The 22,016-nt window shown below is 34.8% G+C and carries 23 protein-coding genes, 1 pseudogene and 1 riboswitch; of the genes and pseudogenes, 21 read left to right on the top strand and 3 right to left on the bottom strand.

Going from position 1 to position 22,016, the window contains the following annotated elements:
• Positions 1-40 precede the first annotated feature (40 nt).
• From CQZ94_RS02470 to CQZ94_RS31495, 3 genes are all read left to right on the top strand, one after another.
• Entirely contained in the window at positions 41-1,735 is a 1,695-nt protein-coding gene (locus CQZ94_RS02470; RefSeq protein WP_105584144.1) for a M3 family oligoendopeptidase, read from the top strand.
• A gap of 137 nt (positions 1,736-1,872) precedes the next feature.
• Positions 1,873-2,406, top strand: coding sequence for a DinB family protein (locus CQZ94_RS02465; protein WP_002149622.1), 534 nt, complete (start codon positions 1,873-1,875; stop codon positions 2,404-2,406).
• Positions 2,407-2,586: 180 nt separating this feature from the next.
• Positions 2,587-2,703, top strand: a complete 117-nt coding sequence (locus tag CQZ94_RS31495; RefSeq protein WP_000038354.1) for a DUF6254 family protein — start codon at positions 2,587-2,589, stop codon at positions 2,701-2,703.
• Between the two features lie 9 nt (positions 2,704-2,712).
• On the opposite strand, the gene CQZ94_RS02455 is transcribed toward CQZ94_RS31495, so the two are convergent.
• Positions 2,713-3,921, bottom strand: a complete 1,209-nt coding sequence (locus tag CQZ94_RS02455) for an ATP-binding protein (protein WP_105584143.1) — start codon at positions 3,919-3,921, stop codon at positions 2,713-2,715.
• 208 nt (positions 3,922-4,129) lie between these two features.
• Positions 4,130-4,173, top strand: a riboswitch (PreQ1 riboswitch).
• 93 nt (positions 4,174-4,266) lie between these two features.
• On the opposite strand from CQZ94_RS02455, the gene queC reads away from it, so the two are divergent.
• The 4 genes from queC to queF are packed head-to-tail and all read left to right on the top strand — an operon-like array spanning position 4,267 to position 6,645.
• Positions 4,267-4,929: a 7-cyano-7-deazaguanine synthase QueC gene (gene queC / locus CQZ94_RS02450; RefSeq protein ID WP_105584142.1), complete on the top strand. Its 663-nt coding sequence runs from the start codon at positions 4,267-4,269 to the stop codon at positions 4,927-4,929.
• Positions 4,929-5,420, top strand: a complete 492-nt coding sequence (gene queD, locus CQZ94_RS02445) for a 6-carboxytetrahydropterin synthase QueD (protein ID WP_002011526.1) — start codon at positions 4,929-4,931, stop codon at positions 5,418-5,420. The genes queC and queD overlap by 1 nt, the downstream gene beginning before the upstream one ends.
• Positions 5,413-6,129: a 7-carboxy-7-deazaguanine synthase QueE gene (gene queE, locus CQZ94_RS02440; RefSeq protein WP_105584141.1), complete on the top strand. Its 717-nt coding sequence runs from the start codon at positions 5,413-5,415 to the stop codon at positions 6,127-6,129. The genes queD and queE overlap by 8 nt, the downstream gene beginning before the upstream one ends.
• Before the next feature lie 18 nt (positions 6,130-6,147).
• Positions 6,148-6,645 (top strand): preQ(1) synthase, encoded by a 498-nt coding sequence (queF, locus tag CQZ94_RS02435; protein WP_064476718.1) that lies wholly within the window; start codon positions 6,148-6,150, stop codon positions 6,643-6,645.
• 53 nt (positions 6,646-6,698) lie between these two features.
• Here the strand turns inward: queF and CQZ94_RS02430 are convergent, their stop codons facing one another.
• Entirely contained in the window at positions 6,699-6,884 is a 186-nt protein-coding gene (locus tag CQZ94_RS02430) for a YkvS family protein (protein ID WP_002064385.1), read from the bottom strand.
• A gap of 253 nt (positions 6,885-7,137) precedes the next feature.
• Between CQZ94_RS02430 and CQZ94_RS31070 the strand changes: the two genes are divergently transcribed.
• Together CQZ94_RS31070 and CQZ94_RS02425 are read left to right on the top strand one after the other, a co-directional pair.
• A complete protein-coding gene (locus tag CQZ94_RS31070; protein ID WP_181149419.1) occupies positions 7,138-7,296 on the top strand; it encodes a hypothetical protein in 159 nt (52 codons plus the stop codon).
• A gap of 81 nt (positions 7,297-7,377) precedes the next feature.
• Positions 7,378-7,980, top strand: a complete 603-nt coding sequence (locus CQZ94_RS02425; protein WP_105584140.1) for a histidine phosphatase family protein — start codon at positions 7,378-7,380, stop codon at positions 7,978-7,980.
• 60 nt (positions 7,981-8,040) lie between these two features.
• On the opposite strand, the gene CQZ94_RS02420 is transcribed toward CQZ94_RS02425, so the two are convergent.
• Entirely contained in the window at positions 8,041-8,619 is a 579-nt protein-coding gene (locus tag CQZ94_RS02420) for a GNAT family N-acetyltransferase (RefSeq protein WP_105584139.1), read from the bottom strand.
• Positions 8,620-8,883: 264 nt separating this feature from the next.
• Between CQZ94_RS02420 and CQZ94_RS02415 the strand changes: the two genes are divergently transcribed.
• The 12 genes and pseudogenes from CQZ94_RS02415 (at position 8,884) to CQZ94_RS02355 (ending at position 22,008) form a co-directional block, all read left to right on the top strand.
• The gene (locus CQZ94_RS02415) at positions 8,884-9,078 is read left to right on the top strand and encodes an abortive phage infection protein (protein WP_105584138.1); all 195 of its coding nucleotides are present in this window, start codon (positions 8,884-8,886) and stop codon (positions 9,076-9,078) included.
• Between the two features lie 25 nt (positions 9,079-9,103).
• Complete coding sequence (locus tag CQZ94_RS02410; RefSeq protein ID WP_105584137.1) at positions 9,104-9,421, top strand: hypothetical protein; 318 nt, start codon at positions 9,104-9,106, stop codon at positions 9,419-9,421.
• Between the two features lie 477 nt (positions 9,422-9,898).
• Positions 9,899-10,258, top strand: a complete 360-nt coding sequence (gene nrdI, locus CQZ94_RS02400; RefSeq protein ID WP_105584136.1) for a class Ib ribonucleoside-diphosphate reductase assembly flavoprotein NrdI — start codon at positions 9,899-9,901, stop codon at positions 10,256-10,258.
• A pseudogene (locus tag CQZ94_RS02395) lies at positions 10,245-11,372 on the top strand (ribonucleotide reductase N-terminal alpha domain-containing protein); the annotation flags it as partial. The gene nrdI and the pseudogene CQZ94_RS02395, both read left to right, overlap by 14 nt.
• A 382-nt stretch (positions 11,373-11,754) precedes the next feature.
• Positions 11,755-12,705 (top strand): ribonucleotide reductase large subunit, encoded by a 951-nt coding sequence (locus CQZ94_RS02390; protein ID WP_308727541.1) that lies wholly within the window; start codon positions 11,755-11,757, stop codon positions 12,703-12,705.
• 94 nt (positions 12,706-12,799) lie between these two features.
• The gene (gene nrdF, locus CQZ94_RS02385) at positions 12,800-13,768 is read left to right on the top strand and encodes a class 1b ribonucleoside-diphosphate reductase subunit beta (RefSeq protein ID WP_070141409.1); all 969 of its coding nucleotides are present in this window, start codon (positions 12,800-12,802) and stop codon (positions 13,766-13,768) included.
• 420 nt (positions 13,769-14,188) lie between these two features.
• On the top strand, positions 14,189-15,538 hold the full coding sequence (locus CQZ94_RS02380) for an APC family permease (protein ID WP_105584135.1): 1,350 nt from the start codon (positions 14,189-14,191) through the stop codon (positions 15,536-15,538).
• A gap of 330 nt (positions 15,539-15,868) precedes the next feature.
• Positions 15,869-16,159: an SAV0927 family protein gene (locus CQZ94_RS02375; RefSeq protein WP_105584134.1), complete on the top strand. Its 291-nt coding sequence runs from the start codon at positions 15,869-15,871 to the stop codon at positions 16,157-16,159.
• A 27-nt stretch (positions 16,160-16,186) separates the two neighbouring features.
• On the top strand, positions 16,187-16,435 hold the full coding sequence (locus CQZ94_RS02370) for a biotin/lipoyl attachment domain-containing protein (protein WP_105584133.1): 249 nt from the start codon (positions 16,187-16,189) through the stop codon (positions 16,433-16,435).
• A 297-nt stretch (positions 16,436-16,732) separates the two neighbouring features.
• Entirely contained in the window at positions 16,733-18,862 is a 2,130-nt protein-coding gene (locus CQZ94_RS02365; RefSeq protein WP_105584132.1) for a sigma 54-interacting transcriptional regulator, read from the top strand.
• Positions 18,863-19,131: 269 nt separating this feature from the next.
• Positions 19,132-20,625, top strand: a complete 1,494-nt coding sequence (locus tag CQZ94_RS02360) for an aldehyde dehydrogenase family protein (protein ID WP_105584131.1) — start codon at positions 19,132-19,134, stop codon at positions 20,623-20,625.
• On the top strand, positions 20,626-22,008 hold the full coding sequence (locus CQZ94_RS02355; protein ID WP_105584130.1) for a putrescine aminotransferase: 1,383 nt from the start codon (positions 20,626-20,628) through the stop codon (positions 22,006-22,008). It begins immediately after the preceding gene.
• Positions 22,009-22,016 lie beyond the last annotated feature (8 nt).

Below are 22,016 nucleotides of genomic sequence, written 5' to 3'. Positions count from 1 at the left end.
ATTATAGTAATGATGCATATAATGGAGAGGGGGCTCGTTCATGTCATTTAAAGACTATGAATATAAACGGCCAAATATTGAAGAATTAAAAGAGAAGTTTATTGTTGCTTTAGAAAAGTTCGATAAGGCAAAAACGCTTGAAGAACAAAAACAATTAATTAATTCAATTAATGAAATTCGTAATGATTTTGGTACAATGGGGAATCTTTGTTACATTCGCCATTCTGTTGATACGACAGATGCTTTTTATAAGGAAGAGCAAGATTTCTTTGATGAATACTCACCAGTTGTACAAGGCTATGGAACAAAATATTATAAGGCGTTAATTAATTCGCCATTCCGTGAAGAATTAGAAGCGTATTATGGAAAGCAATTATTTGCTCTAGCTAAATGTGATTTAAAAACATATTCAGATGAAGTAGTGAAAGATTTACAATTAGAGAATAAATTGTCTTCACAATATACACAGTTATTAGCATCTGCAAAAATTGACTTTGCAGGAGAAGAAAGAACGTTATCGCAACTTATTCCGTTTATGCAAGGAAAAGAAAGAAGCGAACGTAAAGCAGCAAGTGAAGCATACTACGGATTTTTAGCTGGGAATGAGGAAGAGTTAGATCGTATTTATGATGAGCTTGTTAAAGTGAGAACGAAAATCGCAAAAACACTTGGTTTTAAAAACTTTGTTGAATTAGGATATGCAAGAATGTATCGTACAGATTATAATGCTGAAATGGTAGCGAACTATCGTCAGCAAGTATTAGATTATATCGTTCCGGTTGCAACCGAGTTAAGAAATAGACAAAAAGCACGCATTGGTGTAGAAAAGCTCGCTTATTATGATGAAAACTTTGAGTTTGCTACAGGTAATCCAAATCCAAAAGGCGATGCCGATTGGATTATTAATCACGGGAAAACGATGTATAAAGAATTATCAGTTGAAACAGATGAATTTTTTAATTTCATGCTAGATAATGATTTATTAGATTTAGTTGCGAAAAAAGGAAAAGCTGGTGGTGGATATTGTACATATATCGAGAATTATAAAGCACCATTCATCTTCTCAAACTTTAATGGAACGTCTGGTGACATTGATGTATTAACGCATGAAGCTGGTCATGCTTTCCAAGTATATGAAAGTCGTAAGTATGAAATTCCAGAATATAATTGGCCAACATATGAAGCGTGTGAAATCCATTCAATGAGTATGGAATTCTTTACATGGCCATGGATGAAGTTATTCTTTGAAGAAGATGCGGATAAATATTACTTCTCACACTTAAGTTCAGCACTTCTATTTTTACCGTACGGTGTATCTGTAGATGAATATCAACATTATGTATATGAAAATCCAGAAGCATCGCCAGCAGAACGTAAGTCAGCATGGCGTAACATAGAGAAGAAGTATTTACCACATCGTGATTATGAAGATAATGATTATTTAGAGCGTGGTGGTTTCTGGCAACGTCAAGGCCATATTTATAGCTCACCATTCTATTATATTGACTACACGTTAGCTCAAATTTGTGCACTGCAATTTTGGAAACGTGCAAGAGATAATAGACAAGAGGCTTGGGAAGATTATGTAAATCTTTGTCAACAAGGTGGAAGTAAATCATTCTTAGAATTAGTAGAAGTTGCAAATTTAACATCACCATTCGCTGAGGGGTGTGTAAAAAGTGTAATTACAGAAATTGAAGCGTGGTTACGTGCTGTTGACGACACAAAATTGTAAAAAACATGCACTTTTTTCACATGTTTAACATCGACATAATGGAAAAATGATGAGATAATAAAAGAAAATTCAGAATCATTTAGGGGTGTTTCTAATGGGGAGCACCCCTTTTCACCAACAAAAGGGGGGAAAGCACTATGCTTCAATCTAATATGGATGTTAGTTTAGAAACTTTAGTTCACTCATTACAGTCTACACGAAGCACGCTGTTATCAGAAATTGAAATGTTAAATGATACGGAGGTGAATGTAAAGCCACGCCGTGATAAATGGAGTATTATTCAAATTTTGCATCATTTGCATTTAGTTGAACAGTCTGTCACATCTGCCCTTGTATATGCTTTGCAAAAAAAAGAAAGAAAACTTGCTCCATTTAAAGACCTCCAACTTACGCTTGATCGCACACATAAACGGGAAGCTCCTCAACAAATGAAACCAACAGAAACATTAATGAAAAAACTGCAAGGAATTCAATTACTAGAGCATTCACGACAAGAATTATTTCATGCACTTCATAGTGTGATAGATGAAAAAGAATTATTTGAAAATGGATTAAAACATCCTATTTTTAATGATTTGAATTTATATCAATGGGTTCAATTTCTGGATTTACACGAACAAAGACATCTTACACAGCTAAAAGAAGCGAAACATGCAATTTTACAGCGGTAAAGTGAAACTTTAATCAGGGGGCATATCACTGATTATTAGTCCGCAACAATCGGGCTGCTATCAAATAACGAGAAAAAGGAAAAGAAGCGGCGAACCGCTTCTTTTCCTTTTTTACTCATGCATAGTTTTATTTCTTATTTTGGAATACTACATGAGGAAGAGAAAAAGGAGTTGAAAAGTATGTCAAAGAAAAAGAGAGAAGAAGAGCGCGCTTGGAAAGCTCGGAAAGAAAATCAAAAGCCGCATGGAAAGGTGAAAGCTTTTGCAGAATTAGTTGAAGGAACAGAAAAAACGTGATGAACTTCATCACGTTTTTTGTATGATTGGGAAAGTTAATAAAAATGTTGTACCTGTTCCTTTTTCACTAATAATATCAACCTTTCCATTCATTGCTTGAATAACACTGAAGACGACCATCATCCCGAGTCCGGTCCCTTTTTCTTTCGTCGAGTAGAAAGGTGACCCAAGGCGTTTTACTTGTTCTTGATCCATACCAATACCTGTATCTTTTATATATAATTGTATATGTTTATGGTCTGGAACTAATGTAAGAATAAGGTCACCACCGTTAGGCATAGCCTCAATACAGTTTTTTAAAATATTTAATAAGCATTGGTTCAGCTTTTGCTTTTCACCAGCTATAAAGAAAGATGTACTTTGTTTTATGTAATGTATACGAACATTTGTTAAATTGGCGAGAGGTGTAATTAAAGATAACGCATGAAGTAATTCTTCCTCTACTTGTAATTGTTGTTCTTTTTCAATACTCGGTTTTGCAAAAGTTAAGTAGTCTGTAAGAACATGATTTGCTTGTTCGATACCATTAATGGCTATGTCGATATATAATTTTCGTTCCTTCTCAGAACATGTATCTGACTGTAAAAGTTGCAAAAATCCTTTCGTTGAAGTTAAAGGGTTGCGAATTTCATGAGAGATAGAAGCTGCCATTTCACCGATTAAATGAAATTTTTCAGCATTCATAAGTTCATTTTGGAGACGAACTTGCGTTTGTAATATGTGTAGCAAATATAAAATAAGGATTGTACCAAGTATCGTACATAGTTCGTACACGATAATATGTGGTATATAATCTGCCGTATTTGTAACCTCTGAAAGGAAAAATGGTATCCAGCCAAATCCGAATATAAGACTGTAAAAGATAGCGAGTGCTATTTTTATACGATTAGAACTTCGGTTAAACAGTTTGTATGTTAATAGTAGAACAATGAATAGTAGAACCGAAGCGATAAAGGATGGGAAAACACCTATTCCTCCTAATAAGAAGCGGTATATGTTTAATACAGCTAAGATGGAAGCACCGGCAATAGGACCTCCTGTTAATGTACCGACAATTAATACGATATGACGCATATCAAATTGAAATCCATAGTTTGTTTTTGCTGCGAAAGTGATACATAGTATGGTAGCGAGGCAACATAATACAATAAACATAGCTGAATTTAATTTAGGAGAGCGTTTCCCTTTTTGATTCCAAAATAAATGATATACAAGCATTGTAACAAGGATGGATAATATATTTAAAAAGAGATAAATAATAAAGAGTTTCAGTGGGATGCCTCCTCTCTTCTCACATTAAATTAATCATACTATAAAATGAAAGAAATAAAATATGAAATAGCGGAAAAAATCAGAAATTTTTTCTGGTAGTATACAATATGTTACAATAATCTTTGTCAATGAAAGAAGAAATTCCGTGCACTGCATGGGAGAGGTTCGCGAACTCCCTCTATAAAAAACTATGGAAACAACAATATCCTTAGGTATTGTCTTGTTTTTTTATTGTGACAGTTCAAGAACGTTCTTTCTTCTTATTCGTAGTAGAGAAGGAGAATGAGTGAAATGAAAAAAGAAAAAGCAGTTGTTGTTTTTAGTGGTGGACAAGATAGTACAACATGTTTATTTTGGGCAATACAACAGTTTGCAGAAGTGGAAGTTGTAACGTTTAATTACAATCAACGTCATAAGTTAGAAATTGATTGTGCAACGGAAATCGCGAAAGAGTTAGGAATTAAACATACGGTACTAGATATGAGTTTATTAAATCAACTTGCTCCAAATGCGTTAACGAGAACGGATATGGAGATTACACATGAAGAAGGTGAATTGCCATCAACATTTGTAGATGGACGAAATTTACTATTTTTATCATTTGCAGCTGTATTAGCAAAACAAGTTGGAGCACGTCATATTGTAACGGGTGTATGTGAAACTGATTTCAGTGGTTATCCAGATTGTCGTGACGTGTTTGTGAAATCATTAAACGTTACATTAAATTTATCTATGGATTATCCGTTTGTTATTCATACACCACTTATGTGGATTGATAAAGCAGAGACATGGAAATTATCTGATGAACTTGGAGCATTTGAGTTTGTTAGAGAAAAAACATTAACATGTTATAACGGAATCATTGGTGATGGTTGCGGTGAATGTCCAGCATGTCAACTTCGTAAAGCAGGATTAGATACGTATCTACAAGAACGCGAAGGAGCGAGCAACTAATGGATAACTTTTTTGGATTTCGCATCGTAGAAAATTTACAAAAAATGGACAAGGATATTCAACGTGAACAACTCAAATATCATAATAAAAGAGTAATGGTCAGCAAGGAATTTACATTTGACGCAGCGCACCATTTACACTGCTATGAAGGGAAATGTAAAAATTTACATGGTCACACATATAAAGTCGTATTTGGAATTAGCGGATATGTAAATGAAATAGGCCTTGCAATTGACTTTGGAGATATAAAAGAGATTTGGAAAAATGAAATAGAAATTTATTTAGATCATCGTTATTTAAACGAAACATTGCCAGAAATGAATACGACTGCTGAAAATATGGTCGTTTGGATTTATGAAAAGATGGCAGAAGCATTAACGAAAGATAATCGTGCGAACGAATACAAGGGAGCTCGTGTTGAATTTGTTCGTCTTTTTGAGACGCCGACTAGTTATGCGGAAGTAAGACGGGAGTGGATGCTCGATGAGTAAAATCCCCGTCTTAGAAATATTTGGTCCGACCATTCAAGGAGAAGGGATGGTTGTAGGACAAAAGACAATGTTTATCCGTACAGCAGGCTGTGATTATAGCTGTGCTTGGTGTGATTCTGCTTTTACATGGGATGGATCGGCCAAAGATCAAATTAAACAAATGACACCGGAAGACATTTGGAATGAGCTTGTAGAAATTGGTGGAGAAAATTTTTCTCATGTTACGATTTCGGGTGGAAATCCTGTTTTGCTGAAAAATATGCAATTTCTTCTTTCTATATTAACGGAGAATGGAATGCGAACAGCGGTAGAAACGCAAGGGAGTAAATGGCAAGATTGGTTGCTTCAAATTGATGAGGTAACGATTTCTCCAAAACCACCAAGTTCAACTATGAAAACAGATTTTCAGATGTTAGATTCTGTTATTCATAAACTAGCAGGGAAAGATTTTAGTTTAAAAGTAGTAGTATTCGATAATCAAGATTTTGAATATGCAGTTAAGATGCACGAGCGTTATCCGAATGTACCGTTTTTCTTACAAGTAGGGAATGATGATACGAAAACAGTGGATGATGCGGTGCTTATAAAAAAACTATTAGAAAAATATGAGTGGCTTATTGAAAAAGCTGTGAATTGTAAAGAAATGAATGATGCGAAAGTACTGCCTCAGCTTCATGCGTTAGTATGGGGAAATAAACGAGGGGTATAATGAGAAGGGATGTTTAAAATGGCAGGAAGATTAGATGAAGATTTAAAAGATGTAACATTATTAGGAAATCAAAATACAAAATATTTATTTGAATATAGCCCGGAAATTTTAGAGGTATTTGATAATAACCATCCAAACCGTGATTACTTTGTAAAATTCAATTGTCCTGAATTTACAAGTTTATGTCCGAAAACAGGACAACCAGATTTTGCAACAATTTATATTAGCTACATTCCAGAACAAAGAATGGTAGAGAGTAAATCTTTAAAGCTATATTTATTTAGCTTCCGAAATCATGGTGACTTCCACGAAGATTGCATGAACGTTATTATGAATGATTTAATTAAATTAATGGATCCACGCTATATTGAGGTATGGGGGAAATTTACACCACGTGGTGGTATTTCAATCGATCCTTACTGTAACTACGGCCGCCCAGGAACTAAGTATGAGAAAATGGCAGACTACCGCATGATGAATCACGATTTATATCCAGAAACGATCGATAATCGTTAATATAATAGAAAGAAAGGATCTGTATGATATACAGATCCTTTCTTTCTATTATATTATGCATGTTGATTAATGACAGTATAGTTTTTATGGCTTACAACTGTAAGCGGTTCCATATCTAGTTCTCTAAAATTCTCCATAATTGTTATATCAACAATAACGGAGTTTTGATTTACCTTTTGAACACGGCCTTGCATTCCACCTTTAAATTCAATGATATCTCCAGTTTCTGCGATCTGCATAAGCAACTCTCCTTGTTCCAGTTTTCCCAAAAAAAGAATAATTTAGGCTTTTTTATTTCCTCTTATTTTGAACTATATTTACTACTTTGTAAATGTTTCCAAAGTAAAAATTCGAAAAATATTCACTTTTTGTAAGAAAATATGTAAAAAATATTGTTTAGGAGAGGAATGATGAAAATACATACATCTTTATATGGGAGTATAATAAAAGATAAAATGACCTACTAAAGTGGGGGAAATTAGGGGCGGTAAAATGATTTTTGAAATTGTGGGGAGCTTTATAGCGATTTTATTATTTTTATTTTCTTATATACAGTTGAAGAAAGTGCGTCATCATGAAACAACTACATATTGTGATGGACTGGATGGTGTGCACACTTCGATAACACATAATAGTGGTGGGGATATATAACTTTCTTTTTATGCATGGTATGATGGCAATAAGAAATAGTACGTAATATAGTTCGTAAGTGATGAATGGAGAGTGGAAAGAATGCGAATTTCTTTTATTCATCATGGTCGTTTGGACAGTACTATAGAGCCAATGACAATTATTTCATTTCGTGAATGGATGAAGCAATATGATTTAGGGACTACAGTAAAAGAAACTCCTATACCAATTGAAACAATTGAGGCGATTGAATCAGCGAAGCTGGTTGTAACGAGTGATCAAAGGCGCGCTGTACAGTCAGCGGCTGAGTTATTGGATTCCCTATCTTTTGTGCAAAATCCTCTTTTTAGGGAAGCTGAAGTTCCAACGAGTTTTTATGCTCCAAAATGGTTGAAATGTAAACCAAATGTATGGATGTTTATTGGACGTACACGATGGATAGTTGGTTATAGTAAAGAGGTGGAGTCCTATAAGGAAGTACGAGAAAGAGCAAGGCAAGCTGCTAATATGTTGCACCGCTATGCGCTCGTACATGGACGTATTGCCCTTGTAGGTCATAGTTATTTTAATGCGATGATTGGGACTGAACTGAGGGCAATGGGGTGGTCTGGTTCGCCTATTTTCCATAGGAAGCCATGGGGATGTACAACGTATACATTTCATGAGGCGATGGATGGAAATATATTAAATACAAAATTAATTTAAAAGAGGCTGTCCCTTTGGCAGCCTCTTTCTCTACATAACAAGTAAAAAAGAATTGTACTTTTAAGATATAGAAACCAATGACCGTAATGGTTTTATTAGATGGGCATACGGTTCACCAACGAGCATAACGGTTTTATCTTCTTTGTAACCAAGTTTTTCATATAGTGAAAAAGCGCGTTTGTTTTCTAAATTAACAAGTAAGGCAATTTTTTCATGCCCTTTTTCAGTTGCATGAAGTTCAGCTGCATCGATTAATTTAGAGCCAATGCCACGTCCACTGTACATATTTGAAACTGACAACGTGTCAATATAATACTCATCAAATTCAGCTTCTTTTTCTAACGTAATGGATTCGTCTTCATGTAGTTCTCTTAAGTAGTGTACGATTGGTGCATCAAGTTGTTCAGTGTCACTACCGTGATAAACGACAATAACCCCAACTACCTTTCCATCTTGTTCAGCCACTAAACAGTTTTCATAGCTCAATCGATTATTTTCTTTTGCGAACCATGTTTCAAGTCCTAGTATTACTTTTGCTTCAATTGTGCTACCTGTGATTTTTTCAGCAATTTCGTGCAGAGCGTCATACAGTAAAGGTGCTACCCCTACCGCATCTGTCTTTTTTGCTTTCCGAATCATAGTATCCCTCCTAGTTCTATGTGTATATTGTAGCATAAAATAAAATAACAAACAGTGACTTGGAACTTTGTTATACAGAGTGTCAAAAAGTTTGATATAGAGAAGTAGCTATGTTAGTATATGATATTTAGTGCGAATATAATAAAGTGATATAGCTATAAAAATAATGAAAGTGAATTACATAATAATAAAAAAGGGATAATTTTACCGTTGTCGACCTATAGAAGATGCGATAAAATAAACTATTGCAGAGAGGTGAAATACATGGATAAACAATTAGCAAATACAATTTTGGATCAGCTGAAAAATGGTGAAATAAAGGAGTATGTTGCGACGAAAGATGTATTTTATACGTTCAGGGAAGTTGTTGTAAATCGAGAAGATTTTAAACATATTATCGGGAACGCACAGCGCGGTGGACAGGTAATTTATACATATTCAGAAACACCACGTTCATAAATAGAAGATAAAGGAGAGGAGAATTATGGGAGATTTTAAACAAGGCATATTGCCACATTGGGATTATATGTGGAAAGATAGAGCTGGGAATAGGTTTATGGGAATGGTTATGTATCCAGAGAAACGAAAATGTTCAGCAAAAATGCTTCAGAAAATAAAAAGAGCATATGAGCAAGCAGTAGAAATTAAAGTAACTGTACAAGTTCAACATACATATCAGTACGTAGAAGGAATGATCGTATACTTTGATGAAGAAGCACCTGTATGTACAATGATTGATAAAGATGAGAATCCACATCATATATTTGTAAAAGACATTTTGCGTATTGAGCACCCTGAATAATTTTTTTCATAAATAAATTGAAGTTCCATAATAATAATCTTTTTCTATAATAGTTATCTTTTAGTATGTAACGAGGAACGAAAGAGTATGTATAATATTTAATAAAGTAAAATTGATAAATGTAATCGTTTTTTGGAACAGATTATCGTTTAAGGTCTGTTCTTTTTTGCGTGATGCTGGAGAAATATATTACTCCAGCATTTACTGTTTTATGACAAAAAATATTGTTAACTTTTTTTAAAATAAGGTTAAATTCGTTGACAACTTTTTTGAAAAGCACTTTATTGACATGAGTTTTAGAATGTTGTTTCATAGTCTTTGTATTGAAAAAAATCGACGGTCATGTCGAAAAGTAAAAGTTAAAAAAAGAAAGAATTTATACATATATCTTGTGTCTTATTTTGAAACGTAATACAATATATAGAGAAATCAAGAAACGACATACAGAGAATATAGATTGGAGAGGGAGGGTCGGAAATGTTAGTTGCATATGATTCTATGACAGGAAACGTGAAGCGTTTCATCCACAAATTAAATATGCCGGCCGTTCAAATTGAAGAAGCTCTAGTATTAGATGAAGACTTTATTCTTATTACGTATACAACAGGTTTTGGCAATGTACCGGAACGTGTTTTAGACTTTTTAGAGCGCAATAATGAAAAATTAAAAGGCGTATCTGCAAGTGGCAATCGTAATTGGGGAGACATGTTTGGTGCAAGTGCTGACAAAATTTCTACTAAATATGAAGTGCCTATTGTATCAAAATTTGAGTTATCTGGAACAAATAATGATGTAGAATATTTTAAAGAAAGGGTGCGGGAGATTGCGACACATTGAACTGAATAATGAAATCACGCAAATGCAGGACGGTTTTTATCAGCTTCATAAAGATAAAGAGGCATTAGAAGTCTTTATGGAAGAAGCTAGAGAGAATACCGTTCATTTTAATAGCGTGGCAGAGCGAATGGAGTATATGAAAGAACATGATTACTATTACAACGTTCTGGACGAGTATAGCTTGGAGGAAGTAGAAGGAGTTTATAACATCGCTTATGGTGAAAACTTCGAGTTCCAATCTTATATGGCAGCATCTAAGTTCTATAAAGATTATGCGTTAAAAACGAATGATCAAAAACAATACTTAGAAAGCTATGAAGATCGTGTAGCAATTGTTTCATTATACTTAGGACGCGGTGATGTTGCGAAGGCAAAACACTTCGCAAGCATGATTGTAAAACAAAACTACCAACCAGCGACACCAACCTTTTTAAATGCGGGAAGAAGCAGAAGAGGAGAAATGGTGTCTTGTTTCTTGTTAGAGATGGATGATAGCTTAAATTCAATCGGCTTTAACATTAATACTGCAATGCAATTATCGAAAATCGGTGGTGGAGTAGCTTTAAACTTATCTAAGCTACGCGCACGTGGTGAGCAAATTAAAGGTATTGATAACGCCGCAAGTGGTGTAGTACCTGTTATGAAATTACTTGAAGATTCGTTTTCATATGCGAATCAACTTGGCCAACGAAAAGGTGCCGGCGCTGTATACTTAAACATTTTCCATTGGGATATTATTGAATTCCTTGATACAAAAAAAATAAATGCCGATGAGAAGAGCCGTATTCAGTCTCTATCAATCGGAATTATCGTTCCAAGTAAGTTCTTTGAGCTTGCTGAGAAAAACGAACCTTTCCATGTTTTCGCGCCTTATACAGTATTTAAAGAGTACGGAAAACATTTAGATGATATAGATATCGACGAAATGTACGATGAATTAATGAGCAATCCGAAAGTGAAGAAGAAGCCACTAGATATTAGTGCGCGTGATATGCTTATTAAAATTGCTATGATTCAGCTTGAGTCTGGTTACCCATACTTAATGTTTAAATCAAATGCAAATAACCAACATCCACTGAAGGATATTGGAACTGTGAAGATGTCGAACTTGTGTTAAATATGTAGCACCTTCTAGTAGAAATGCTAGTCGAAAACTCCGTTAAACGGGGAAAGCCTCAAGTTTGAGGTAACCTACCGTGCTAAATCTTATCTTAGAATGAAAATATAAAAGTTCAGAATGTATCTTATTATTTTGTATAGCAGAGTTATTGAACAACATAAAGTAATAAGAGACTTTCTGAAAGATTAAGATAAGTAAAAGCCTAACGACTATCCCATTTGGGAGTAGAGCGCAAGCGATTGGCGCTCGAAAAGCGGAGCACCTAACCAGGTAATGCTGTAGGTGATGATATAGTCTGTCCTGTATGGTGACATACAGCAGTTGCATGAGCAACGGACTGAGGAGTAGCGAACTCGGTTGAACATTCGAGACAGAAATCTTCCAGCTACAAGAAACTTCTGAAATAAATGATTACGGTACAGAAGACATTATCCGTCGTGATATTAACTGTAACTTAGGATCGTTAAATATCGTAAACGTAATGGAAAATAAAGAAATTCGTGAAGCAGTTCATGCGGGAATGGAAGCTTTAACAGCTGTTTCTGATATGACAATCATTCCGAATGCCCCAACTGTGAAAAAAGCAAATGATGAGCTTCATTCAGTTGGACTTGGAGCAATGAACTTACATGGATATTTAGCAAAAAATAAAATCGCTTATGAAAGTGCTGAAGCGAAAGAATTCGCTCGTACATTCTTTATGATGTTAAATTACTACTCAATCGAGAAAAGTATGGAGATTGCTAAAGAAAAAGGCGAAACATTTAAAGACTTCGATAAGTCTGATTATGCAAACGGCACGTACTTTGAAAAGTATGAAACGACAGATTACAGCCCAGTAACTGAAAAAGTTCAGCAATTATTTGAAGGAATTCATATTCCAACAAAAGAAGATTGGACAGGTTTAAAAGAGCAAGTACAGAAGAATGGTTTATACAACTCATATCGTCTTGCAATCGCTCCGACACAATCGATCAGTTACGTTCAAAATGCAACTTCAAGCGTAATGCCAATCGTAAGTCAAATTGAATCAAGAACGTATGCAAATGCGACAACATATTATCCAATGCCATATTTATCAAAAGATACGTTCTGGTACTATAAATCTTCTTACGATATGAATCAGTTTAAATTAATTGATTTAATCGCAGAAGTTCAAGAACATATTGACCAAGGAATTAGTACCATTCTTTATGTTAATAGTGATATTTCAACACGTGAGTTAGCACGTTACTACATTTATGCACATAAAAAAGGCTTGAAGAGTCTTTATTATACGAGAACACGTAAATTAAGCGTGGAAGAGTGCGTGGCTTGTACCGTTTAATATAAAAAGTGAGACATTATGAGCAGGGTTTTTCTGAACCCTGCTCATGCTTAGTTATCAATTTTTTATGTTTATTTAGAGAAGGGGCGATTTAATGCGTGCGGTAAACTGGAACAAAAAAGAAGATGATTTTAGTTTAATGTTTTGGAAGCAAAACATCGCTCAGTTTTGGACAGAAGAAGAAATCGCAGTGTCTTCTGACAAAAATACTTGGGCACAATTATCAAAAGAAGAGCAAATTGCGTATAAGCGTGTATTAGGTGGTTTAACACTTTTAGATACGAAACAAGGCGGCGAAGGGATGCCTCTTGTACTTGTTCATCTTGAAAATTTACAAGCGAAAAGTGTATTAGCTTTCATGGGCGCTATGGAAGAAGTACATGCGAAGAGTTACAGTCATATTTTCACAACGTTAGCTACTGAAGAAGAAATTGATGATATTTTTGAATGGGTAGATAACCATCCATTACTTGAGAAAAAAGCTGGTATTGTTACTAGTTACTATCGTCGTTTATTAAAGCCTGAAGTAACGAAAAAAGAGTTATACATGGCAATGGTAGCAAGTGTGTTCTTAGAAAGTTACTTATTCTATAGTGGATTCTTCTATCCACTTTACTTAGCAGGTCAAGGTAAATTGACGGCAAGTGGTGAGATTATTAACTTAATAATTCGTGACGAGTCCATTCACGGCGTATTCGTCGGTATTTTAGCACAACAAATCTTCGCGGAACTTTCTGCAGAAGAGCAACAAGAAGTACAAACGAAAACGCAAGAGTTATTAATGGAACTGTATGAAATTGAATTGGCATATACAGAAGAAATTTACACTTCTATAGGTCTTGTAGAGGATGTAAATCGTTTCGTTCGTTACAATGCGAATAAAGGACTTATGAACTTAGGGCTTGAGCCGAAGTTTGAAGAAGAAGAAATTAATCCAATCGTTTTAAATGGTTTACGTACAGATACGAAAAACCATGACTTCTTCTCTGTAAAAGGAAATGGTTACGTAAAAGCAACGAATGTTGAAAAGTTAGCAGACGATGACTTCGTATTCAATTTTTAATATAGTGTTATAGAAAAAGCTGTCTTTATAGAAAAGACAGCTTTTTTGCTATGAATAGTTTACATAATGTTATTATTTCATGGAAATATTTTGATCTTGTAAAAGCCCAATTTTTGAGGAAGTGGGAATAAAAAACAAGGATTAAAGTTTTATTTTTCATATTTAGTCGTATGAGAGATTGAATAACTTATGTCAAAATGAATAAAAAATGAGAAGAAATGAGGCCTCATTCCACCTATATGTTCTTTTTCGGATTGAATTTTTTAATTACAGAAGTTTTGGCTCGAAAATTGCATGAATATTTAAAAATAAAAGGAGATTGTAATAGTTGGTGTGGTGTATACAGTTATTCGAAAGCGTTTCCTTTTTACTGTCAATTTTTAAATGGAAATTAGATAGAGAAAGTAGGGGGAATGATAGGTGGGAAAAGTAGTTGGTTTAAAACGTTCGTTAGGGCTGTGGTCAATTGTTATGCTAGGGGTCGGGTATATGAAACCGATGGTTGGATTTGATACTTTTGGAATCGTTTCGGAAAAAACAGGTGGGCATGTTCCAGGAGCTTATCTGATTGCATTAGCAGGGATGTTGTTTACCGCTGCAAGCTACGGCAAAATGGTAAAGGTTTTTCCTACCGCAGGATCAGCTTATACGTATACACAGAAAACAATTAGTGCAAGGCTTGGATTTCTTGTTGGATGGTCCGCGTTATTGGATTATTTGTTTCTACCGATGGTGAACGCACTATTAACGAGAATTTATTTGTCAGCATTTTTTCCAAGTGTTCCTAATTGGATATGGGTCATTGGTTTTATTCTACTGATTACACTTATAAATATTATTAGCGTAAATGTTACTGCTAACTTCAATACGTTTTTAGTAATATTTCAAGTGCTAGTAATGGCCATATTTGTCTTTCTAGTTATAAAAGGTTTATTAGCGGGAGAGGGAACAGGAGAAGTTTTTTCCATTCAGCCGTTTTTTCAATCAGATATACAAATATCACCGTTAGTTGCAGGTGCGACAATTCTTTGTTTTTCATTTTTAGGTTTTGATGCAGTAACTACATTTTCGGAAGAGACACCAAACGCGAAGAAGACAATTCCTCGAGCTATTTTTCTTACTGCTTTAATCGGTGGAGTTTTATTCATTACAACTACGTATTTTACACAATCTTTCTTTCCAGATACATCTGTATTTAAAGATAAAGAATCAGCGTCTCCAGAAATTGCGCTATATGTTGGCGGAAAACTATTTCAAGCTTTCTTTTTAGTAGGAACGCTTATGGGGACACTTGCGTCTGGTTTAGCTTCCCATACAAGTGTATCTAGATTATTGTATGTTATGGGGCGAGATAATGTAATTCCGAAGAAAATATTCGGATACATTCATCCTCGCTGGCGAACTCCAGTATATAACATCGTTATTGTAGGGGTTATTTCACTCTCTGCTATATTCATTGATTTAGAAACGGCAGCATCACTTATTAATTTTGGAGCGCTTATTGCATTTACATTTGTTAATTTATCTGTAATTTCCTACTATGTAATTAAGAAAAAAAGATATAAAACGATAAAAGACTGTTTAAATTTCTTAGTTATGCCTATTTTAGGTGCTGGTACTGTAGCAGTACTATGGTTTAACCTCAATATTCATTCACTTATTCTCGGTATTTGCTGGGCTGCTATTGGAATGGGATACCTTTTATATATTACAAATATGTTTCGTTCAGCCCCTCCGCAAATGCATTTTGAAGAAGTACAGGAAATGTAAAAAGAAAAAGACATCGGATAAATTACGATGTCTTTTTCTTTTTATTTGATAATCATGCAGTATTGCATAAGTTATTCAAAGATTCATAAGGAAGAGGGGCAAGTCTAGGGAGTATGGCTGATAAAAGATGATCAATATAGTATTTTCATTTGGCACAATTATTGCTTTGTACAATTAGTAAAAATATAAAAGCGGGGTGTTATGGTCGTAATCCAAGCAGAAAACAAATACAGTTGAACTTGAAAATCATTTCACTGAAGGTGGTTGCGCAATTGTAGGAATATTACGTCTAATATGCTAGTTGCATTTTTAACCTAAAGGAGGGCTCAAATGAAACTGGATATTTTATTAGAAGAAGTGGAGAGACAACCAATCGGTTATTATTGTATTTTGTCGAAAAGTCATCGTTACGATATAGCTGTTACGTATTCACAACAGTTTCTTGGAAAAGCAATGGTTACCTCTATTCAAAATGGGAGAATGATTTTATTAAGTCAAGAAGATACTGTAGAGGAACAATATTGGGCACCAAGGTTAGGAATTGAGATAGAAGACATAGAAGAGTTTCAAAGCTTTTTCTATATGATTCTTCAGTCACAAAGGTTAGAAGAACAATATTAATAGAAAAAAAGAAGGGGATGATTGATTATGTACTATGATATTATTACGAGTCCATGCTATGGAATAATTGAAAAAGTGTCTATTGTTAAGGATTCTCGAGTTTATGAATGGGAGCCATTATTTTCGATTAAAGATATGAATGGTAAACTGGAAGTAATTAAGATGGGATGTAGCGGAGAAGTTCAATCTTTAGAAGTAGAGGCAGGAGATAAAGTAATTCCAGGTATGGTATTAGCTTATATTCAAGAAGACCTTTTCGTTAGTGGTAGTGATTAATGATAGAACAATGAGGAAGATGGAGGTGCTCATCTTCCTTTTTTTTATCCCGCTATTTGTGGACAGTAAGACTCCCACCTCAAAAGTCGGCGAATGCGAGGGGGTTAGGTGGGAGATCGACTGCCCGTAAAAGCCCGATTGGTGAGGGATGATAATCAGTGGGGGCTGGACAAAACCCCCCACTGATTAAAGTTTCGCTGTATTAAATAAAGGAAAAAGATTATTATCAGATTAATTAAAAAACTCTGCATTTAATGATACAATACAAATTAAGTATCCCAAAGGAGGAATAGCAGAATGTTTTCCATTGCTCGTAATAAAATTAGACCCATTGTTTCTCTACCTATCGATCAATCCGAAAAGGAATGGAATATAGATGTTGAAAATATAAAAGAACCTTTTCTATTTTTAAAAAGAGGAGAGAAATTATTTGCATACGTTCATGTCAAGGATCTGCTATCAAACAGTAAGGAATTAAATTCCAAGGCATTGCTTTCAAATGCAGTTTCGCTAGATACAATATGTTATTTTAGTAAAAATATTTCTTTAACAGCTCTTTTTCAAATTATTGGAGCGCCGATTGCCATAGTGAAAAATGAAATGGATGAGTTAATAGGATATATAAGAAGAGAAGATATTTTTGCAGAACTATTTAAACAAGAAAATCAGAGTGTTGATATATTGAAAATTATTTTAACGTCTATTCCAATGGGGATTTTTGTAGTGGACCGTGAAAAGAAAATTGTAAATTGCAATGAATCTGGTTTGAAGATGATTAAATCTACACCTGAAAAAGTGATGAATGTACCAGCAGAACAAATTTTTAATGAAGAATATATTAATAGCGTATTTGCAACGGGAAAGACAATTTTGAATCAATTACAAATCACAAATGAGATGGGTGTATTAGTTGACTACAGTCCTATTCCAAACTTTGATCAAAGCATTGAAGGAATGGTTATTATCGTACAAGATTTGCCGATGGTTGAGGATATGGCGATGGAAATTGAATATATAAAGGATTTAAATAAAGATTTACATGCAATCTTGTCTAGTATTTATGATGAAATATTAGTTGTTAATCATAAAGGGGAATTAATTCGTTACAGTGAAACCGTTATCAATGATTTCTGGGGGAGTAATTTGAAAGATCTTTTAGGAAAAAATCTTTTAGACTTAGAAAAGAAAGGGTTATTTAGTCCATCTGTTACACGATTAGTGCTGGAACAACAAAAAAAGGTATCAGTTGTACAAGAAACAAAAAGCGGAAGAAAAATATTAGCGGTTGGAAATCCTGTATTTAATGAAAACGGAGAGCTTCATCGCATTATTATTGCCTCAAGAGATATTACAGAAGCAACGAGATTGAAGACGGAATTACATGAAATAAAGAAGATATCAGAGCAATATAAGAAGGAATTAGATGACTTTAAAAATAAAGATCGTTTTCTTAAGAAGCTTATTTATTGTAGTCCGAAAATGGAGCAAATTATTAACCAAGCTAAAAAAATAGCAGATTTTTCTTCCAACGTTCTTATTTCTGGAGAATCGGGCGTCGGGAAGGAAGTAATCGCTCAAGCAATTCATCAACTTGGAAATCGATCTTCAAAGCCATTTTTAAAATTAAACTGTGGTGCAATTCCAGAAACTTTGCTAGAAAGTGAACTATTTGGTTATACGAAAGGTGCCTTTACAGGGGCGGATAAAAATGGAAAAGAAGGTTATTTTAAGCGGGCTGATCAAGGTATTTTATTTTTAGATGAAATTGGAGAAATGCCTTTACATTTGCAAGTGAAATTACTTAGAGTCCTACAAGAACAAGAGGTAATTCCTATCGGAAGTACAATACCTACGAAAATAAATGTGCAAATCATTGCTGCTACAAATAAGAGTCTTGAAAAGATGGTAGAGGCAGGAACGTTCCGTGAAGACTTATTTTATCGCTTAAATGTAATTCCATTGGAAGTTCCTCCTCTACGAGAGAGAATGGAAGATGTTCCAGTACTTGCCTTTCATTTTTTACAACAGTTAAATGAAAAATATAATAAAAATTATCATCTAACTCCGGATGCACTTAACTTACTAGAGTTTTATTCATGGCCAGGAAATGTACGTGAATTACAAAATATGATTGAACGTTTAGTAGTATCAGCAGACGATCCAGTAATTGAAGCTGAGTTTGTTAGTAAGTTTTTAACCCCCGGTTATGACTTTAAAAAATCAAAACCAGTTATTACGAGAGTATTACCGTTACAAGAAGCACTACATTCTGTAGAAGAACAATTGATTTTACTTGCAATGAAGCAGTATAAAACAACGACTAAGGCAGCAAAAGCTCTTGGCATCAGCCAATCTTCAGTGAGTCGAAAATATCAAAGAATTGTTAGTGAAAAAGAAATACCAACTGATATAATCTCTTATTTCTAAAAAAGGAGAAAGTCACATAGACTTCTCTTTTTTGTGTGCGCTCAGCATATACATATTCTCTAGGATTCAAGTCCCGAGTGGTGAAGGCGGGAGCGGAAATGATTAACGTTCCGTTTTATGCAAAATGGAATAGTGTATGCGAGAGTGCATAAATTGTTTATTGTTTTTAAGGAAATAGTCAGTTTATGTATGATTCCTTTGCATTTTAAATATTGGCATGAAAATTGCTTATAAATATATAAACGATCGATGAAGGGGGATTCAATATAGTGCTAGATTTAAAAATGTATGTAAACGGTGAATGGAGAGAGTCTAGTAATCAAGAGAAAAGAACGATTATTAACCCTGCGAATGGAAAGGGTATAGCATATGCACCTGAGGGAACAATTGAGGATGCAAAATACGCGATCGAAGTGGCAAGAGCGGCTTTCGATAGTGGAATTTGGTCAGAAACATCCACTGCTGAAAGGGCAGCATATTTATTTAAAATAGCAGATGAAATTGATAAAAATATGGAAGAGTTAGTGTATCTTGAAACAATGGATAATGGAAAAACATACCGTGAGGCAGAAGGAGATATTGGAGATGCAGCGGCTTGTTTTCGCTATTACGCCGGATTGATTACAAAACCAGATGGTCAAACATATCATGTAGCCGATCCAATGCAAGCAATGGTTGTAAGAGAGCCAGTTGGTGTTTGTGGATTAATTGTTCCATGGAATTATCCGTTACTGATGAGTGTATGGAAAATTGCACCTGCTTTAGCAGCTGGAAATACAATTGTGTTTAAACCTTCTGAAGTGACACCAATCACTGTGACAAAGCTATTCGAAATCCTTGAAAAAGTAGGGCTACCAAAAGGTGTTGCCAATATGGTAATGGGTGCCGGTCCAATAGTAGGAAATGAAATTGCAGCGAGTCATAAAGTGGATATGATTTCCTTTACAGGTGGAACAAAAACAGGTAAGCACATTATGAGAACAGCGGCAGATAATATGAAAAAGATTTCGTTAGAACTTGGAGGGAAATCTCCAAATATTATTTTTGCAGATGCAGATTTTGAGACCGCTATTGATTATGCCCTATTCGGTATTTATGCAGGTAGCGGACAAGTATGTTCAGCAGGATCAAGAATCCTTGTAGAAGAAAATATTTATGATAAATTTGTTAATAGTTTTGTAGAGCGAGCACAGCAAATTAACGTTGGGCCTGGTGATAATCCAGAATCAGAAATGGGGCCACTTGTAAGTCAAGAACATATGGAAAAAGTATTACGTTATATTGAAATTGGGAAAGACGAAGGTGCAAACGTTGCTTGCGGAGGTAGACGAATAATGGAGGATGGAAAAGGTGATGGTTTCTTTATTGAACCAACAGTCTTTGTCAATGTAAAACCTGATATGCGCATTGTCCAGGAAGAAATCTTCGGTCCTGTTGTAGTAATTCAAAAGTTTAAAGACGAACAGGAAGCAATTGAGTTGGCAAACGGTACGGACTATGGCTTGGCTGGAGGGGTATTTACAGTTGATGGTGCAAAAGCAATGCGTGTGATTCGTAAACTTCGCGCAGGAATTACGTGGATTAATAGTTATCATCCAACATATAATGAGGCACCTTGGGGCGGATATAAGCAAAGCGGTATTGGACGTAGCCTAGGAACGTTTGGTTTAGAAGAATTTCAAGAAATTAAGCAGATTAATATAAATCTAGAAGTAGAACCAATAGGTTGGTTTGCAAATAAAAAAAACGTAGGGGTGAATTAGATGGAAACGAACGTGAAAAATAAATTGAATGAGAAAGATAAAAAAGATTCAAATATAAATGAGTATATTACGAAAGTACTACAGTTAATTGAAAAAGAAAAGGTTACTGAAGAAGAGGCAAACTGGATTCAAAAAGAAACAGTAGATGGATTTAGAGAGCATGTAAACCCTGGTTTTCTTGCTTATAGAAAAACAGTAACAAAAGATGGACAATTTGCAGCAGTAGAATGGTCAGATGAAGGATCTTGTTTCATGGATATTAATGGTAAAAGATATATTGACTGTTTAGGTGGATTTGGAATTTACAATGTTGGTCACCGTAATCCGAAAGTAGTAAAAGCTGTGACAGATCAATTAAAGCGTCAAGCATTGCACAGTCAGGATTTACTTGATCCACTTCGAGCGATTCTTGCAAAGATTTTAGCGGATATTACACCTGGTGATTTGAAATACTCCTTCTTTACAAATAGTGGAACAGAAAGCGTAGAGGCAGCATTAAAACTAGCAAAAATGTATAGTGAACGAACAACATTCATTGCTACAACTCGTGCTTTCCATGGTAAGAGCCTTGGTTCTTTATCTGGGACGGCAAAAGGAATGTTCCGTAAGCCATTCTTACCATTAATTCCGGGTTTCCGTCATGTTCCATTTGGCGATATTGATATGATGAGAAAAACATTTGAGACATGTGCATTAGTGGGAGAAGATGTTGCAGCAGTTATTTTAGAACCAATTCAAGGAGAGGGCGGTATTATTTTACCTCCAGAAAATTATTTGAAACAAGTGCGAGAGCTTTGTGATGAGTTTGGATCACTCCTTATTTTTGATGAAGTACAAACTGGAATGGGACGTACAGGAAAAATGTTTGCTGCAGAATTATATGATGTTGTGCCGGATATTATTTGTCTTGCGAAAGCGTTTGGTGGAGGGGTAATGCCAGCGGGAGCTATTGTTGCGAAAGAAACAGTATTCAAAAGTTGGTTTGAAAATCCATTTATGCATACAACAACATTTGGAGGAAATCCTCTTGCATGTGCTGCTGCAATTGCAACAATCCATGTATTATTGGAAGAGAAATTACCGGAACGAGCTATGGAAGTTGGGGAGTATTTCTTAAAGGGATTGAAACAAGTAGCAGAAGGACAAGAAGATAAAATCTTTGAAATTCGTGGTCAAGGTTTAATGATTGGGATTGAATTCCATAAAGACGAGATTGGTTATGAAGTGTCAAAGGCGATGTTTGATCAAGGAATTCTTGTTGCGGGAACATTAATTAACTCAAAAACAATTCGTATTGAACCATCCCTTACAATTAGTTATGAAGAAGTAGATACAGTTATTAATACGTTTAAATCTGTGCTAACTCAAGTAAAAGTAAAATAAATTTCGCA

This window comes from Bacillus sp. MYb209 (assembly GCF_002975175.1).
Lineage (GTDB): Bacteria > Bacillota > Bacilli > Bacillales > Bacillaceae_G > Bacillus_A.
This window is presented reverse-complemented; position numbering and strand designations above follow the sequence as displayed.

Excerpts from the sequence above, each read along its gene's own strand:
- queE (WP_105584141.1), top strand. The coding sequence starts at position 5,413 with ATGAGTAAAATCCCCGTCTTAGAAATATTTGGTCCGACCATTCAAGGA.
- nrdF (WP_070141409.1), top strand. The coding sequence starts at position 12,800 with ATGCGTGCGGTAAACTGGAACAAAAAAGAAGATGATTTTAGTTTAATG.
- nrdI (WP_105584136.1), top strand. The coding sequence starts at position 9,899 with ATGTTAGTTGCATATGATTCTATGACAGGAAACGTGAAGCGTTTCATC.
- CQZ94_RS02470 (WP_105584144.1), top strand. The coding sequence starts at position 41 with ATGTCATTTAAAGACTATGAATATAAACGGCCAAATATTGAAGAATTA.
- CQZ94_RS02425 (WP_105584140.1), top strand. The coding sequence starts at position 7,378 with ATGCGAATTTCTTTTATTCATCATGGTCGTTTGGACAGTACTATAGAG.
- CQZ94_RS02420 (WP_105584139.1), bottom strand. The coding sequence starts at position 8,619 with ATGATTCGGAAAGCAAAAAAGACAGATGCGGTAGGGGTAGCACCTTTA.
- CQZ94_RS02410 (WP_105584137.1), top strand. The coding sequence starts at position 9,104 with ATGGGAGATTTTAAACAAGGCATATTGCCACATTGGGATTATATGTGG.
- queC (WP_105584142.1), top strand. The coding sequence starts at position 4,267 with ATGAAAAAAGAAAAAGCAGTTGTTGTTTTTAGTGGTGGACAAGATAGT.
- CQZ94_RS31495 (WP_000038354.1), top strand. The coding sequence starts at position 2,587 with ATGTCAAAGAAAAAGAGAGAAGAAGAGCGCGCTTGGAAAGCTCGGAAA.
- CQZ94_RS02370 (WP_105584133.1), top strand. The coding sequence starts at position 16,187 with ATGTACTATGATATTATTACGAGTCCATGCTATGGAATAATTGAAAAA.
- queD (WP_002011526.1), top strand. The coding sequence starts at position 4,929 with ATGGATAACTTTTTTGGATTTCGCATCGTAGAAAATTTACAAAAAATG.
- CQZ94_RS31070 (WP_181149419.1), top strand. The coding sequence starts at position 7,138 with ATGATTTTTGAAATTGTGGGGAGCTTTATAGCGATTTTATTATTTTTA.
- CQZ94_RS02455 (WP_105584143.1), bottom strand. The coding sequence starts at position 3,921 with ATGCTTGTATATCATTTATTTTGGAATCAAAAAGGGAAACGCTCTCCT.
- queF (WP_064476718.1), top strand. The coding sequence starts at position 6,148 with ATGGCAGGAAGATTAGATGAAGATTTAAAAGATGTAACATTATTAGGA.
- CQZ94_RS02415 (WP_105584138.1), top strand. The coding sequence starts at position 8,884 with ATGGATAAACAATTAGCAAATACAATTTTGGATCAGCTGAAAAATGGT.
- CQZ94_RS02465 (WP_002149622.1), top strand. The coding sequence starts at position 1,873 with ATGCTTCAATCTAATATGGATGTTAGTTTAGAAACTTTAGTTCACTCA.
- CQZ94_RS02375 (WP_105584134.1), top strand. The coding sequence starts at position 15,869 with ATGAAACTGGATATTTTATTAGAAGAAGTGGAGAGACAACCAATCGGT.
- CQZ94_RS02365 (WP_105584132.1), top strand. The coding sequence starts at position 16,733 with ATGTTTTCCATTGCTCGTAATAAAATTAGACCCATTGTTTCTCTACCT.
- CQZ94_RS02430 (WP_002064385.1), bottom strand. The coding sequence starts at position 6,884 with ATGCAGATCGCAGAAACTGGAGATATCATTGAATTTAAAGGTGGAATG.
- CQZ94_RS02355 (WP_105584130.1), top strand. The coding sequence starts at position 20,626 with ATGGAAACGAACGTGAAAAATAAATTGAATGAGAAAGATAAAAAAGAT.